The sequence below is a fragment of the Sporolactobacillus sp. CQH2019 genome (assembly GCF_028765345.1).
Taxonomy (GTDB): domain Bacteria; phylum Bacillota; class Bacilli; order Bacillales; family Sporolactobacillaceae; genus Sporolactobacillus.
In genome coordinates, this window is the sequence record NZ_JARAJZ010000015.1 from 1 (window position 1) to 15,022 (window position 15,022).

A 15,022-nucleotide genomic window follows, 5' to 3' on the forward strand; every position below is an offset into this window, starting at 1 on the left:
AAACACTGCCGGGCGAGGCGGAGCATGCCGCTGAAGGGGTGCGCCGGGGCGGCTATGTGGTCTCGGAAGCGGCCGGCGGCCGACCGGAAGGGATTCTGATCGCGACCGGGTCGGAGGTGGCGCTGGCTGCCGAGGCGCAGGCGCTTCTGGAGCGGGCCGGCCATCCGGTGCGGGTGGTCAGCCTGCCGTCGTGGGAGCTGTTCCGGCAGCAGCCGCAGGCGTACCGGGACCGGGTGCTGCCGCCGGACGTCCGGGCGCGGGTCGGCATCGAGATGGCGTCGCCGCTCGGCTGGCGCGAGTTTGTCGGGACGGACGGGGCGCTGGTGACGATCGGCCGCTTCGGCGCGTCGGCGCCGGGCAGCCGTGTGACGGCGGAGTACGGCTTCACGCCGGAACATGTCGCCGAAGTTTTCCGATCATTAATCCGATCGGCTAGTGTTTGATAATTGTTCTTTCCAATGGCTTATATTAGAAATCAGAGATAAATCAGAGACACCTTGCGCGCGACTGTTCAGCCGCGCGGTATTTTTTTGAAAGAGGAACAAAAGAATTAAAAATAAATATATCCTGATTAAGAAGGATGGCAATCTTCCACTAACGAAGAAGGAAACAAATGGTTCCCCGATTCCTCTCTCCGCGTTCCGGCATCCGGCATATGGTAAAATGGGAAATTATAGAAAATATCAATTCCCGATTGACTAGCGCCCATGTTTTATATGTAGATCATTTCATAGGCAACGCGTTAGGATCTTTAACTCAATCTCAATTTAGCTCTATAACAGCAGTAATATGAGACATACCTGAATCATTTTCATGTACACATTTTATATAAAAAATGATATGGATAAACGTGTCTGTTCCCGAGAGAGAAACAAAATCGGATTTCCTGCATAGGTTAATCTATTAACAATGAGAGTAAAGGAGGATGGATGTTCCATGTCAGGTGCAAATATCGGCCTGCTTCTAAAATCCTTGCTTGAGAAACGCGGGCTGTCGATGCGCAAGTTAAGCAGACTGTCGGGAATCGACCCGGCGACGATTTCCCGAATTATCAATGGGAAACAGCAGGCAAAGCTGAGCCACCTAAAACAGTTTTCCCGGCATCTGCACGTTCCGTTGGAAGAACTGGTGAACGCCAGTGTCGGCGATGTTCCGAAAGCGGTTCGGCATTCCAGCGATATGTATCATTCACTTGATTCCATTCAGGATATCCTTGAATCGTCCGACCTGTTTGATCAACAATTTACGGCCGACCGCGTTCGCCGGGAGCTGGAAAAATATGAAAAATATGCGCTGACGGCTGAAGGAAATCGGATCATTCATGACGGTTTTCGCTCGAAAGTGGAGCAGGTCAATGGCACCGGTCCCTTTATAGAACAACTGAAACAGATGTTTGATAAATTTTGCGATGAAAATACTTCTTTGGATGAGCATGCCATACTTGGAAGTGTCCTCTTATACTTTATTTTATCGGCAGACATCATACCCGATTATGCGTTTCCAATCGGTTATTTGGACGATGCAATCGCTGTGAAAATTGTGCTGGACCGTCTTTCTTCAGCCGACCGGCCCGCGGATGCCGGTCTTTAGCGAACGGTTTTATGGCTGAGAAGATGTTGAAAACTGTTTCTTTTTTCTCAACATCTATTGACGATTATTCACATTCTTCAACACCCCGGAATAGACTGTTCAAAAGCTTATAAAGTCCTGGGGATGTGAAATTAATGAATAAAGTCAAAGCGGCGGCCGCCTTACCGGATGCCGGCCGGCCTAAATTTCATGAAATGGTTTCCGGCCGCAAGAAGGGATGGAGACGATCTCTATGGCTGCTCTGGGCGCTTATGGGCCCGGGTTTAATTTCCGCCATGGCAGATAACGATGCAGGCGGAGTGATTTCCTACACGGTTACCGGAGCAGTCTTCGGAGTCGGGCTGTTTGTCCCTCTTGTACTCTGCCTCGCTCCCCTGACCTTTACGATTCAAGAGATGAGCATGCGTCTCGGAGCTGTCACGCGAGTGGGATTTTCAAGACTGGTTCTGCAGCATTACGGCCGGTTCTGGGGCTACTATCTCATTTCAACCCTCGCCTTTGAAAATCTGCTGATATTGATTACGGAATTTATCGGAATGACTGCAGGACTGGTATTATTGGGTCTGCCTCTGTGGCTGGGCTCCGCCCTGTGTTTGCTGCTTGTCGTCGTTTTTGTACTTTTTACCGGATATTGGACGAAAGAACGAGTGGTTCTGTTTGTGGCCGCGCTTAATGTTGTTTTCTTAGTGGTTGCGGTTATGACGCATCCGGACCCGGCTGCCATAGGCCACGCCTTTGCTGCTTGGGATATCCCGGCATCGCTGCATGCCGCAGTAGTTTGGTATATGATCGCAACCGTCGGAAACGCAGTTGCTCCCTGGATGATTTTTTTCCAGGGGAGCGGAACGATTGATAAAGGGGTTACATCGGAGGAACTGCATCTTGGAAGGCTGGATTCCGCTTTAGGGACGGTTCTTCAGGCTGTCGTTGCGGCCGGTGCTATTATTGCGGGTGCAGCGCTCTTCGGCCACATTCAGAATATCGGCGCTGCCGGTCCGGCAGATCTGATCAGAGCGTTCGATGATCGTATAGGGCGCTGGCCGGCTGTTCTGTTCGGCATAGGGCTTTTTAACGCCGGTTTTCTTGCCTCAATAACGGTTTCCCTCTCATCTTCCTGGAGTATTGCGGAATTATTCGGCTGGTCTAAAAGTCTTAATGACAAAATCTCGGAAGCGCCGAAATTTTACGCGGTTTATATCGGCAGTCTTGTTTTTGCCGCCTTCGCCATTTTAGTTCCTCATTTGCCTTTGAATTATTTTTCGATCGTCGCACAGGTTATCGGCGGTATTCTGATGCTGCCCCTGCTCATATTCATGGTCTTAATGACGAATGATCAAACGCTCATGGGGGAGTACAAAACCGGAACATTCGGCAGAATCTGGGGCTGGTCCATGGTCGCTTTATTGATTGCCCTGACTTTGGCCGGCCTTGTGCAGATGCTTTTTCATTAATCTAAAAAAGGCTTCTGGCAGCCGTTCCAGTGCTTGACGGCAGGCTTCTGCTTTAAAACCGATTTTCATCGGGATGTTTTGAGAGGCGTCAGTAAAAAAAGTTGTGTCTAAGGATACAGTGATTTTTCATGGCTGAACGGACCGGAAGACTGGACGGCCGGTTCTTTTTTGATTTCTTCGGGAAGATGGGATGAAGCATCGGGAATTTTTCGCGGCTCGGTATTAATCACGTCGGAAGAGTAGAGGGCGACGGCTATACTCCCCCCGTATTGTTTTGCGCGGATCAGGATCGGCTGATTATATTTATTTTGAAAACGCAGATCCGGCCCGTACCAGCTGACTGTTGCATCACGTCCGGGGGGGACATAAGGCACACTCCTGCTGTGGGAATATCGTTCCACAATGCTGAGACCCGCGTTGTCGGCGGCATTAAACAAGGTTGATGAGACCTGGCAGATGCCTCCCCCGATATCTTCGGAAAACTCGCCTTTGACAATGATCGGAGCGCTCATGTATCCTTTGCCGGCAGTTCTTTTTCCGACCACTTTATTGAATGAAAAGGTTTCACCCGGGAAAATAACGTGATTGTCAATGGCTTTTGCCGCGAGTGAAATATTGTGCGTTCGATTTTCATTACCTGCATTAAAATAGGTCGCATACCGGCCGATTTTTTTTACCCGGATGTTAGCCAGCAGTTCGCCGTCTACTTTCGGATAAGTATCCAGCAGGGGCGTTTCTATTGTAGAAGGCCCGTACCCGTAAAAATAAGCATTAAACTGATCTTCAAACGTCTGTCTGTATAATTTGTGACCGGTCTTTCCCTGGATAATATCTCCTTGCTCGCTGAGTGTTGCGTTCACAGGATTCTGGCGGACTTGCTGATCAATTTTACTGATAAATTGGTTGAACTTTCGGCTGTCAATGATCGGCGTGCCGGGAATGGACGACGCAAAATCAGTACGATTGACAAAAGCAACGGTTTTTCCCTGTCTGGTGATGGTTAAGCCGTCTTGAGGCTGGGCGGTTTGAGCAGAGAACAAGAGGAAAAGAACGGACATCCATAGATTCATCATGAATTCGGCACACCTCCAGACGTTAGTATGAGCAGGATTTCTTCCTTTAATCTTGATTTCTGCACGTTTCCCCGATTCGGTAAATGGAGGCGGGCCGGCCGGAAGGGCGCCCGAATCGGCCGGAAGAGCACTGAATTCGGCCGGAAGAGCACTGAATTCGGCCGGAAGAGCACTGAATTCGGCCGGAAGAGCACTGAATTCGGCCGGAAGAGCACTGAATTCGGCCGGAAGAGCACTGAATTCGGCGGGAAGAGCACTGAATACGGCCGGAAGCGCACTGAATTCGGCCGGGAGAGCACTGAATTCGGCGGGAAGAGCACTGAATACGGCCGGAAGCGCACTGAATTCGGCCGGAAGAGCACTGAATTCGGCCGGAAGAGCACTGAATTCGGCCGGAAGAGCACTGAATTCGGCCGGAAGAGCACTGAATTCGGCCGGAAGAGCACTGAATTCGGCCGGAAGAGCACTGAATTTGGCCGGAAGAAGGCCCGAATCGGCCGATAGCTCGCTCAGCCCGAATCGGCCGGCCAACGTGCAGCAGCAGAAAAATGACAAGTATTTGCAATATTGACTGATCCGGTCAATAACTATATACTTTAGTTGACCAAGATGGTCAATAACCTGGCAATGAGAAGGTGATCGGTTGATTCAAAAATTTCTGAGCCTGGAGCCTGAGAAACAGACGCGCATTATTAATGCTGCGCTGGCGGAGTTCTCGGAAAGGGGGTATAAGAACGCTTCGACAAACGAGATCGTGAAAAGAGCGAACATCTCCAAGGGACTGCTCTTCCATTATTTCGGCAGTAAGAAAAAGCTGTTTCTGTTCCTTTATGATTATTCGATGAATCTTTTCTTGAATGATTTTTACAGCAAAATCGATTTCAGTGAGACCGATCTGATCAAAAAGCTTAGACAGGCCGCACTGCTGAAAATCGAGCTGATTCAGAAACATCCGGATTTGTACAATTTTATCCTTACTTCGATGGTAGACGACAGCTTTGAGATCAAGCCGGAGCTTGAAGATAAGTTCAAAGCTATTGCTCGGGAGGGCTACAGCAGGCTGTTTGCCAATATTGACGTCTCAAAATTGAAAGAAGGACTGGATGTACGCCATGTGACGGAAATCATCATGTGGGTCGGCCAGGGCTTTGGCAACCGTGTACTCGAACAGATGAAGCGGGATCCGGATTATAAACGTAACCTTGATATTCAGAAGTTCATAACTGAGTACGATACGTATATCGCTATTCTGAAAAATGCTTTCTATAAATGATTGTCCGGGAGGAAGGAACATGAGCGCTATCGAGTTCAAAAACCTGACCAAGAACTACGGCAAGTCGAGAGGGATTATTGATGTTAACTTTAAAGTTGAGGAAGGGGACATTTTCGGATTTATCGGGCCGAACGGAGCGGGTAAATCGACATCGATCCGGACGCTGCTCGGGCTGATTCATCCGACAAGCGGCAGTGCGGCGATTTTCGGAAAGAGCTGTATCGAGCATCCCGAAGTGAAAAAGGACGTCGGTTATCTGCCGTCCGAAGTGTTTTACTACGATCATATGCGGGTTATCGATCTGCTCAACTATTCAGCAAGCTTTTATAAGAAGGATTGTAAAAAAAGGATCCGCGAGCTTGCCGAAATCATGGATCTTGATTTGAAAAAAAAGATCGACGACCTTTCGTTCGGCAACAGAAAGAAGGTCGGTATTGTACAGGGATTGCTTCACGATCCCAAACTGATTATACTCGATGAACCGACAAGCGGGCTCGATCCGCTGATGCAGCAGAAATTCTTTGAACTGATCAGGGACGAAAATAAAAAAGGCGCGACGATATTCTTTTCCTCGCATATTCTCGGAGAGGTGCAGCGCCTGTGCAATCGCGTTGCGCTCATTAAAGAGGGCAGGATTATCCGGCTTGAAAAAATGAGCAATCTGAGGAAGAACAACTACAAAAAGATCCGGATTGAAACGCCTGAGGCCGTTGACCGATCGTTTTTTGAGATCCCGGGCGTCAGCAAACTGGAATTTAAAGATCATGCAGTGAATTTTTTATTCAAGGGCGATGTCAACACAATCGTCAGAAAGCTTTCGCAGACCGACATTACCGACCTGTCGATCGAAGAGCCCGATCTGGAGGAGATCTTCCTTCATTATTATGAAAAGGAGGGCGGAACGGTATGAATATGTATCTGCATGAGCTGAAATCAATGAGAAGATCAACGCTGATCTGGACATGCGCCATGATCGCGCTGGCCGCACTCTATTTTTCAGTATACCGCGGCATTGTGAGCGATGCAGCGGGATTTAAAAGGCTGCTGGGCGGCTATCCCGAGCCGGTGCGGGCGGCGCTCGGGATCTCGATTGACAACATTACCTCGCTTCTCGGCTTTTATTCGATGATTTTTTCATTTGTCACACTGTGCGGGGCCATTCAAGCGATGAATCTAGGCGCTTCCGTCCTCTCAAAAGAAGTGCGGGAACGGACGGCAGACTTTCTTCTGGTTAAACCCGTCTCGCGCGCGGCCATCGTCAACGCCAAACTGCTGGCTGCACTGACGATGGTTGCGGCGACCGATCTCGTCTACTATCTTGCCGTGTCTCTGATGGCGTCGATTGTGAAAACGGCGGATTACAGCGGCCAGGTCTTTTTCCTGATCAATCTGACCCTGTTTTTCATTCAGCTTATATTCCTGGCAATCGGAGTCGCTGTCTCGGTTTTTTTTGCCAAGCTGAAATCTGTACTTCCGCTTTCGCTCGGCGTCGTTTTCGGACTTTATATGATCGGTGCGATTATAGCTGTCGGCAAGGATAATACGGCGGCCCGTTTTATTTCTCCTTTTAAATATTTTGATATGACCTACATTATCAAGCACGCCGGCTATGAGCCGTCTTATCTGATTACCGGTGCGGCTATCGTTGCTGCGGCGATAGCGATCAGCTATTTCATTTACGTGAAGAAAGATGTTCACGCCGTGAGCTGAACGGTTCGCGGGGCATAAGAGGAGGTCTGATGATGAATATTTTTTTGAGAGAACTGAAGGCGAACAGAAAAGCCTTGATTATATGGAGCATCTGCATGGTTTTAGGTGTTTTAAGCGGCATGAGCAAATATACCGCCTATTCTTCAAACGGACAGAATAATGCACTCTTCAATAGTATGCCGTATTCACTTAAGGCACTGATCGGGATCGGTTCATTTGATGTGACGAAAATGAGCGGATACTTTGCGATGCTGTTCCTTTATATTGAGCTCACGGTCGCCATCCACGCCATTCTGCTCGGTGCCGGCATCATCGCCAAAGAAGAGCGTGACAAGACGACCGAGTTTTTGATTGTCAAGCCGCTGTCACGAACAAGTATCGTCACCGCCAAACTGTTTGCCGCCCTGGTCAACATATTCGTATTGAATATCGTTACATTGGTCTCATCCGTTTTCATGGTCGCCGCTTATAATAAGGGGGCGGACATTTCCGGCGAAATTGTCCGCTTCATGGTCAGCATGTTTATCGTCCAGCTGATTTTTCTGTCACTCGGCGCAGCGCTGGCGGCATTCATCAGGAATCCGAAGGCATCAGGTTCGCTTTCCGCCGCCGTACTGCTGGTATCGTTCGTGGTTTCGAAAATAACCGATCTGACCGACAGGCTGAACTTTCTCAACCTGCTGTCGCCCTTTAAATATTTCAGCTATAAAGATCTGGCGGCGGGCAGCGGTCTCGGCATCGGCATCATCATTCCGTCGCTTTTGCTTGTGGCCGTCTTTTCCGCATTGACCTATTTCTTTTACCGAAAGCGGGACCTCAGCGTTTAATCCGGCAGCCGGATTTCGGCATTTTTTCAGAAAATATATATGTTTGTGAAGACCCGGCGCCATGATCGCCGGCTTTTTTTATAACTTGGAAAAGAATCTGTCTTTTTCCCGGGCTCAGATCGTTTGCCGGGACCGGCCGATGCATATAGAATATAGATATCATTTGATTGCGGCGAATGGATCGTTGATCGAGCCGCCGCTTCCGGCTCGCGGTCCGTCACGAAACCGCGCAAACTGCAGAGGATAAGGTGTCGGTACGGCATGGGCATTGATTCAGACAGGCATGTCAGCAAAGGCCGGCATTTTATCGACAGATTTAAATAAAAAAAGGAAGCTGATTGCGGAAAATGGAGCGTCCTGTGCAAACGACAGAGCAAACGATCTTTTCGCTGGCGCCGATCATCGATCCGGATTCGCGGGTACTGATTCTCGGATCGATTCCGGGCCGGATTTCATTAATGAAGCAACAATACTATGCTAATCAGAGAAATCATTTCTGGGCGATACTCTTCGTGCTTTTTGGAGAGGCGCAAAAAAATAATTACGTGGATAAACTGGCATTTCTGAAAAAGCATCGGATCGCTCTCTGGGATTCGATCAGACAGTGCATGCGAAAGGGAAGCCTGGATTCAGCGATAAAGGCAGAAGAGCCCAACGATATAGCCGGTTTATTAAAAATGCATCCGGGCATCAGGCTTATCGCATTTAACGGCGGCAAGTCCCGTTCGGTATTTAAAAAATATATCGGTTTTACTTCGATTCAGGATGTCGATTATATTCAGCTCCCTTCGTCAAGTCCCGTACCCGGGCGCTACACGAAATCGTTTGAAGAAAAGGTCGAAACCTGGAGAGTGATCAGGGATTACCTGAAATAGAAAACGGCCGCAGCGCACTTTTGCGACGAAATACCTATTCAGGATAAAAAAAGCTGAAATGGTAATGAATGCCTATATACTGAAATTTGCGAAAAACAGCTTGATTCACTTTTTGCGTTCAACTAATATAAAAAGGAGAAAGGCCTGCGTCATTTTAGCGGAAACTGACGTGTGATGATTGATGATTGATGATTGTGCGCACAAATGATCAATTAATGACGGAAATGTCCGGACTGCCCGAAAGCGTTCCGCAAAGATGGCTGTGCCTAGTTTTTTGCTGCAATCTCAGCCTTTGACGGGGGAAAAGGTTTTACCATGCAAGGTTGGGAAGTAGAGAGAGATTGCCTGTTATCTTAATGCTATGATCACGAAGAGGAGCCATTATGGAAAATTCAACAAACAGTATGCTGAAAGTCGATTTGGGGAATACGGACATTGAATCGGGAGTCACATTCGATCTGCAGGTAGCGCCTGAGAATCTGATCCGCAAGCTGAGACGCCATCGCAATATCAACATTCAATTGTATCAGGAACCGAACGGTGTCCCTCTGGCCGTTCAGTCCGGTCCGGAGAGCAGTACGTATAAGAACGTAGACGGAGAATTTGATTATTCTTTTTCGGTGCGCCATGACCGGATGCAGGTCTCCATTCCTTATGCCGTTTTGCCGCTCTTTCACTACGGCGATTTGGTTTCGGCAAGGATCAGCCTGGAAAATTCCGTTACGGGTGAGGTTCTCAGCCATGAAACACTGTCGCTGTTCGTGACGAAAGAAGAATTGCTGACGCTGCTGACACCCGGTGCGCTAGAAGCGTATATCAGAAGCGGAATTTCTCTGGAAGAACAGTGGGAAAAAACGTCTTACTGGCTGGAGATATTTTCCGAAGACGACGAAGTGCTGAGTGCCGGAATCGATTTGTTGAAGGAGCTGGCTGTCGGCGGTTTGCCGGAAGCAGAAAAGAAATTGTATGAATTGTACAGCGATAAAACTCTTTCCGTCTATGATGAAGGCGAAGCCAAGAAATGGCAGGAACGGGTCGAGCAGAAGGATCAGGACGCTTCTGCAGCAGCCGGAGAAGGAAAATCCGCGGATTCAAAAGACCTGCCGGAAAAAATTACAGATGAGGCAGCTCTCAGGACAAGTGAACAGCTTGCTGAGGAAGGCAATCTTGAGGCGATGTGGATGATTTTTTCATTCAGCCTTTCGCCTCAGGGAGCTGCCTTCAGCAAGGAACAAGCATTTTCATACTTGAAAACGGCTGCCGCCGGCGGTTACGAACAGGCGGTAAGTGTGCTGGCGGATGCCTTTGAAAAAAATTATGTATTTATTTCCAAAGAAAATGCCGAGGATTATCTGACTGTTCTTGAATCCGCAGCGGAGAAAAAGCTGTCTCTTGCCGAATATCTTCTTTTTCAGGTCTATTACGATGGCGTTTGCCTCGGTCAGCCTGTATCCGGGGATAAGAAGAAGGCGTATACGATGCTGCATGCGGCTGCTGAAGACGGCAGCATTGAGGCGGCTTACAGATTGTGGGATTTCTATGAAAATGGAAATGAATTTCTCATGGAGCAGGCCGATGCGCTTAAATGGCTGAGTGCGGCTGCAGAACAAGGGTACGCGGCTGCTGAGGCGCGTCTGGGGGATCTTTACATAGACGGAGAATGTCTGAAGAAAGACAATGAGAAGGGGCTTTATTATCTTGGAGAAGCGGCCGAGAAGAATAACTGGGACGCACAGATGAAACAGTTCCAAAGTTATTATGAAGGACGCTATAAAGATATTCTGCTTCAGAAGGATACTAAAAAGGCTTTTGCCTTGCTCAGAAAATTTGCGGATGCCGGCAATCCGAAAGCACGGATGCTCATTATGGAGAAATATGAGAACGGCAATGAAATGATGATGGAGCACAGAGAAGCGGCCGGTTATCTGAAGGAGGCCGCAGACGCCGGATTTGTTCCTGCCATGTACAAGATGGCCAATGTTCTGCTTGACGGCCTTTATTTCCGGCAGGATACGGGGGCTGCGAAAAAATTATTAAATAAAGCGGCTGCGGCCGGCTATCCGGACGCTCAGTTTGCCCTTTATCAATACTACTTCTCCGGATATAAAACGCTCAAAAACGGGCAGGTCAATAAGGAGCGTGCTTACAGATGGCTTCTGAAAGCCGCCCGGACTTTGCCGCGGGCTCAGTACGAGATATGGCTGCTGGCCGGCGATAAGAAAAATTCCGATCTCGATATAACCATGCAGAGCGCGATCGAATACCTGTTCCGCAGTGCTGCTCAAAAGTACAGCCCGGCGCTCTATCACGTAGGTATGGCCTTTGGAGAAGGCGGTCAGGTAAAGAAAAACACAAAGCGGGGCATCACCCTGATTGAGGAGGCAGTCTCTCTGCGCAATCCGGAAGCAATGTATACCCTCTCAGAAATACGGACGAAAGGCGAATTCGGAGGCGAATCCGTAAAGCAGGACACGGAAGACGGTCTGCGTCTGCTGCTGCTGTCCGCCGAATTGGGTTATCCGCCCGCATGCAATCGCGTCTGGCAGCTGTATTCGGAAGGAAATCTGGCAAAGGAATCGGAAAACTGGATCCAGGCTATCCGCAATACCGCGGTAGAGGCGGGGTATGAAATCAAGGAGAAAAATCTGGACGGAGCCAAACAGGAAATTGCCGGCTCTAAAGAATCCGAATAAGGGCATGCGCCCGGAATCGGATTGATTGGCTGATGATACAGATGCTTCAGGCACAACTGCGATCCGCGCGAATCGATCGCGGTTTACAACGATACGGTCTCTGCCTGGCATTATTTATTATTTAACGGAGCCATGGTCGAATCGAATACAGGGAACGGCACAAGTGAAATCTATCGGATCATTTTCACTTTTTGGGAGGCAGATCACATCGCGTGGGCTGCTTTCTTTTTATTTTCGGACAACATAAATTTTTTCGGAGACATAAATTGAAAATCCGGATGAGGTTGGACATATCGAAAGGGCCAGGAAAGGGACTTATGAACGGCGGCAAACATCATGACCGCATATACTCATCTAGTCAAATCGGCCTGTTCATTACAGCTGATGTTCACAAATTAAGGCGTACACTTGGCATGGCATGGATCAGCAGTTTTTTATTAAAATAAGCGGCCATTCAAAGAGGTTGTTCACTCAGATAGCTGTTCGCACCGAATCGAGGGAAAGCCGCACCGAATCTGGGGAGTCGCACCGAAACAGGCCAAAGTCGCACCGAATCTGGGGAAAGTCGCACCGAATTATGAGGAGTCGCACCGAATCGAAGGAAAGTCGCACCGAATCAGGAGAAAGCCGCACCGAATTGTCAGGAGGTCGCACCAAATTTGGGGAGTCGCACCGAATCTGGGGAAAGTCGCACCGAATCGATCGGAACTCGCACCGAAACTCCAGAATATCGCACCGAATCGAGGGGAAGCCGCACCGAATTGTCAGGAGGTCGCACCAAATTTGGGGAGTCGCATCGAAACAGGCCAAAGTCGCACCGAATCTGGGGAAAGTCGCACCGAATTGTCAGGAGGTCGCACCGAATTTGAGGAGTCGCACCGAATCGGGGGAAAGTCGCACCGAATTGTCAGGAGGTCGCACCGAATTTGAGGAGTCGCACCGAATCGGGGGAAAGTCGCACCGAATCGATCGGAACTCGCACCGAAACGCCAGAATATCGCACCAAATCAGGCCGAAGCCGCACCAAAATTGAATTTAAAATTGGACCCGGCTGAATCAACACGGCTGAAAAATTTTTCTATCCAGATCTTTCTCCATTGCATAGCTTTATTTTATTTCTGTCGATTTTACTTACAATCCGGTGCTGCTGCATGGCATCATTCGTTCTCAATAAAGGATTTTCTTGTAAATAAAGAGCGGCGCTCGTTTTGATTGTTTCCACTGTTGCGCCGCTGATTTTATGATAACATAAGAGAATGATTAAAAAATGTCCTAGTGAGGTATTCAATGAATCCGATCGATCTGCACTTCAGAATGCCGGCTGAATGGGAGACTCATGAACGCACATTCATCTCGTGGCCGGTTCGGGAATCCATGTGTTTTCCGGAAAATTACGAATCTGTCTGCCGGGGCTACGCGGCGTTTATTCAGGCAATTTCCGAATTCGAACCGGTGACGGTGATCGTCAATCCGGCGGAATGGAATCGGGTAAAAGTTTTTTTGAACGGATTGAAGGCCGAAATATTGGCGATTGATCATAATGACTCATGGATTCGCGACAACGGACCGACTTTTCTCATTAACGGGAAGGGGCAGCGGGCCGGTGTCAACTGGGTGTTCAATGCATGGGGAGAAAAGTACGCATCATGGGAGCTGGATGACCGGGTCGCTCCGGCTGTACTGGATCATTTCCGTGTCCGGCGTTTTGATGCGCCGCTGGTGCTTGAAGGAGGATCGATTCATGTGGACGGGGAAGGAACGCTGCTGACGACGGAAGAGTGTCTGCTCCACCCTAACCGGAATCCGGACCGGACCCGCAGCGGAATTGAGGCGGCACTCGGGCAGTTTCTCAATATCAGGAAGGTGATCTGGCTGAAACGGGGACTGAGCGGCGACGAGACCGACGGACACGTTGATAATGTTGCCTGTTTCGCCGCGCCGGGCAGGATATTGATGCAGGTTTGCGACGATCCGCAGGACGAAAATTACGGAATCGTCCGGGAGAATCTCGACATATTGGGCCGTGCTACGGATGCAAAGGGAAGAAAGCTTGAAGTTGTTGCTGTTCGTCAGCCTCCAAAAAGAGAGTATAAAGGGGCACGGCTGACATTGAGCTATCTGAATTTTTACTTCGTGAACCATGGGATCATCCTGCCGGTTTTCGGCAGTGATGCCGAAGAAACGGACCGGATGGCGGAAAAAGTTCTGAAAGATCAGTTTCCCGACCGTGTAATACGGAAAGTAGACGGCACGGCGATCATCAAAGAAGGCGGCAACGTGCACTGTGCAACCCAGCAGATGCCCCTGCCGTGACAAAAGAGAGGCGAAAAATTCTTGAGAAAGGTCAAAGTGGCAGCAACGCAGATGAGCTGTTCATGGGCAATCGAAGAAAATCTGGCGAAAGCGGAGGCACTGGTCAGAAAAGCTGCGAAAAAAGGCGCACAGATTATTCTACTGCAGGAATTGTTTGAAACGCCGTACTTCTGCCAGAAGGAAAAAGCGGATTATTATGCACTGGCAGAGGAACTGAACCGGAACCGCGCTGTGAACCGCTTCAGAAAAGTGGCCGGTGAATTGCAGGTGGTGCTGCCGATCAGTTTCTATGAAAAGAAAAACAATGCCCTTTATAATTCGCTGGCTGTGATCGATGCGGACGGATCGGTTCTCGGAACGTATCGGAAAAGCCACATCCCGGACGGACCGGGCTATGAAGAAAAGTTTTATTTCAATCCGGGAGACACGGGATTCAAAGTGTGGAAAACCCGCTATGGGACGATCGGCGCCGGCGTCTGCTGGGACCAATGGTTTCCGGAGGCGGCCCGCTGCATGGCGCTGCTGGGCGCCGAGCTGCTTTTTTATCCGACGGCAATCGGTTCCGAACCCTATGATTCATCCGTTGATTCAAAAGAACACTGGCAGGCCTGCATGCTTGGGCATGCGGCGGCGAACCTGATTCCGGTGATTGCATCGAACCGAATCGGAACTGAGAAAGACGGGGACTCGCAAATTACGTTTTACGGATCTTCGTTCATCGCCGGACCCCGCGGGAATAAAGTTGCTGAGGCCGACAGGGAAACAGAGGCGGTGCTGGTCGCCGAGTTCGATCTTGATCGGCTCCAGGCTCAGCGCCTCGACTGGGGCCTGTTCCGGGACCGGCGACCGGATCTGTACGGGGCGATCACTACCTATGACGGGGAACAACAGACCCGCCGCTGATTTTCCGATAGGATGCTGCAGACTGTTATAACCTGAAGAAGGATATTGTTCCGGGAAAATGAAAAGGGCACCTGTGCGTCGGGGTGCCCATAAGGAATGAAATGAACGGCTGCCGATAATCAAGGAGCTCAGGAAGCAGATTAGTAAACGAAGGCAGCACCGACAATGATCAGCAGAATAAACAGAACGACAATTAAGGCAAAATTGTTTCCGTACCCGTAGCCGCCGCTATAGCTCGGATAACAGCCGCAGCCATAACCGTAACCCATATGCCTCAACACCTCCCCCGGACTTGATACTGCATTCTATGTAGG

12 protein-coding genes and 1 pseudogene are annotated in these 15,022 nt (G+C 49.4%); 11 read left to right on the top strand and 2 right to left on the bottom strand.

Going from position 1 to position 15,022, the window contains the following annotated elements:
* The 3 genes from OYT88_RS17495 to OYT88_RS17505 form a co-directional block, all read left to right on the top strand.
* Nucleotides 1-443: transketolase-like TK C-terminal-containing protein (locus tag OYT88_RS17495; RefSeq protein ID WP_274401648.1), on the top strand; the 443-nt coding region annotated here is incomplete at its 5' end.
* Nucleotides 444-936: 493 nt separating this feature from the next.
* A complete protein-coding gene (locus OYT88_RS17500) occupies nt 937-1,590 on the top strand; it encodes a helix-turn-helix domain-containing protein (protein ID WP_274401649.1) in 654 nt (217 codons plus the stop codon).
* A 134-nt stretch (nt 1,591-1,724) separates the two neighbouring features.
* Nucleotides 1,725-3,041, top strand: coding sequence for an NRAMP family divalent metal transporter (locus OYT88_RS17505; protein ID WP_274401650.1), 1,317 nt, complete (start codon nt 1,725-1,727; stop codon nt 3,039-3,041).
* 107 nt (nt 3,042-3,148) lie between these two features.
* Here OYT88_RS17505 and OYT88_RS17510 read toward each other — a convergent pair whose 3' ends face one another.
* Nucleotides 3,149-4,114 (bottom strand): VanW family protein, encoded by a 966-nt coding sequence (locus tag OYT88_RS17510; protein WP_274401724.1) that lies wholly within the window; start codon nt 4,112-4,114, stop codon nt 3,149-3,151.
* A 643-nt stretch (nt 4,115-4,757) separates the two neighbouring features.
* On the opposite strand from OYT88_RS17510, the gene OYT88_RS17515 reads away from it, so the two are divergent.
* From OYT88_RS17515 to aguB, 8 genes are all read left to right on the top strand, one after another.
* The gene (locus OYT88_RS17515) at nt 4,758-5,387 is read left to right on the top strand and encodes a TetR/AcrR family transcriptional regulator (protein WP_274401651.1); all 630 of its coding nucleotides are present in this window, start codon (nt 4,758-4,760) and stop codon (nt 5,385-5,387) included.
* Between the two features lie 19 nt (nt 5,388-5,406).
* Entirely contained in the window at nt 5,407-6,297 is an 891-nt protein-coding gene (locus OYT88_RS17520) for an ABC transporter ATP-binding protein (RefSeq protein ID WP_274401652.1), read from the top strand.
* Entirely contained in the window at nt 6,294-7,097 is an 804-nt protein-coding gene (locus tag OYT88_RS17525) for an ABC transporter permease (protein WP_274401653.1), read from the top strand. Before OYT88_RS17520 ends, OYT88_RS17525 begins: the two co-directional genes overlap by 4 nt.
* A 32-nt stretch (nt 7,098-7,129) precedes the next feature.
* Nucleotides 7,130-7,924, top strand: coding sequence for an ABC transporter permease subunit (locus OYT88_RS17530; RefSeq protein ID WP_274401654.1), 795 nt, complete (start codon nt 7,130-7,132; stop codon nt 7,922-7,924).
* A 347-nt stretch (nt 7,925-8,271) separates the two neighbouring features.
* Entirely contained in the window at nt 8,272-8,799 is a 528-nt protein-coding gene (locus tag OYT88_RS17535; protein WP_274401655.1) for a DNA-deoxyinosine glycosylase, read from the top strand.
* A 383-nt stretch (nt 8,800-9,182) separates the two neighbouring features.
* Complete coding sequence (locus OYT88_RS17540; RefSeq protein WP_274401656.1) at nt 9,183-11,492, top strand: tetratricopeptide repeat protein; 2,310 nt, start codon at nt 9,183-9,185, stop codon at nt 11,490-11,492.
* Between the two features lie 1,287 nt (nt 11,493-12,779).
* Nucleotides 12,780-13,805, top strand: a complete 1,026-nt coding sequence (locus OYT88_RS17545) for an agmatine deiminase family protein (protein ID WP_274401657.1) — start codon at nt 12,780-12,782, stop codon at nt 13,803-13,805.
* A 21-nt stretch (nt 13,806-13,826) separates the two neighbouring features.
* The gene (aguB, locus tag OYT88_RS17550) at nt 13,827-14,708 is read left to right on the top strand and encodes an N-carbamoylputrescine amidase (protein ID WP_274401658.1); all 882 of its coding nucleotides are present in this window, start codon (nt 13,827-13,829) and stop codon (nt 14,706-14,708) included.
* A gap of 140 nt (nt 14,709-14,848) precedes the next feature.
* Here the strand turns inward: aguB and OYT88_RS21025 are convergent.
* A pseudogene (locus OYT88_RS21025) lies at nt 14,849-14,926 on the bottom strand (YjcZ family sporulation protein); the annotation flags it as partial.
* Between the last annotated feature and the right edge of the window lie 96 nt (nt 14,927-15,022).

Bases quoted from the DNA above. Each gene is read 5' to 3' on its own strand.
- OYT88_RS17510 (WP_274401724.1), bottom strand. From the start codon at position 4,114: ATGATGAATCTATGGATGTCCGTTCTTTTCCTCTTGTTCTCTGCTCAA.
- OYT88_RS17500 (WP_274401649.1), top strand. From the start codon at position 937: ATGTCAGGTGCAAATATCGGCCTGCTTCTAAAATCCTTGCTTGAGAAA.
- OYT88_RS17530 (WP_274401654.1), top strand. From the start codon at position 7,130: ATGAATATTTTTTTGAGAGAACTGAAGGCGAACAGAAAAGCCTTGATT.
- OYT88_RS17545 (WP_274401657.1), top strand. From the start codon at position 12,780: ATGAATCCGATCGATCTGCACTTCAGAATGCCGGCTGAATGGGAGACT.
- OYT88_RS17540 (WP_274401656.1), top strand. From the start codon at position 9,183: ATGGAAAATTCAACAAACAGTATGCTGAAAGTCGATTTGGGGAATACG.
- OYT88_RS17535 (WP_274401655.1), top strand. From the start codon at position 8,272: ATGGAGCGTCCTGTGCAAACGACAGAGCAAACGATCTTTTCGCTGGCG.
- OYT88_RS17525 (WP_274401653.1), top strand. From the start codon at position 6,294: ATGAATATGTATCTGCATGAGCTGAAATCAATGAGAAGATCAACGCTG.
- OYT88_RS17520 (WP_274401652.1), top strand. From the start codon at position 5,407: ATGAGCGCTATCGAGTTCAAAAACCTGACCAAGAACTACGGCAAGTCG.
- OYT88_RS17505 (WP_274401650.1), top strand. From the start codon at position 1,725: ATGAATAAAGTCAAAGCGGCGGCCGCCTTACCGGATGCCGGCCGGCCT.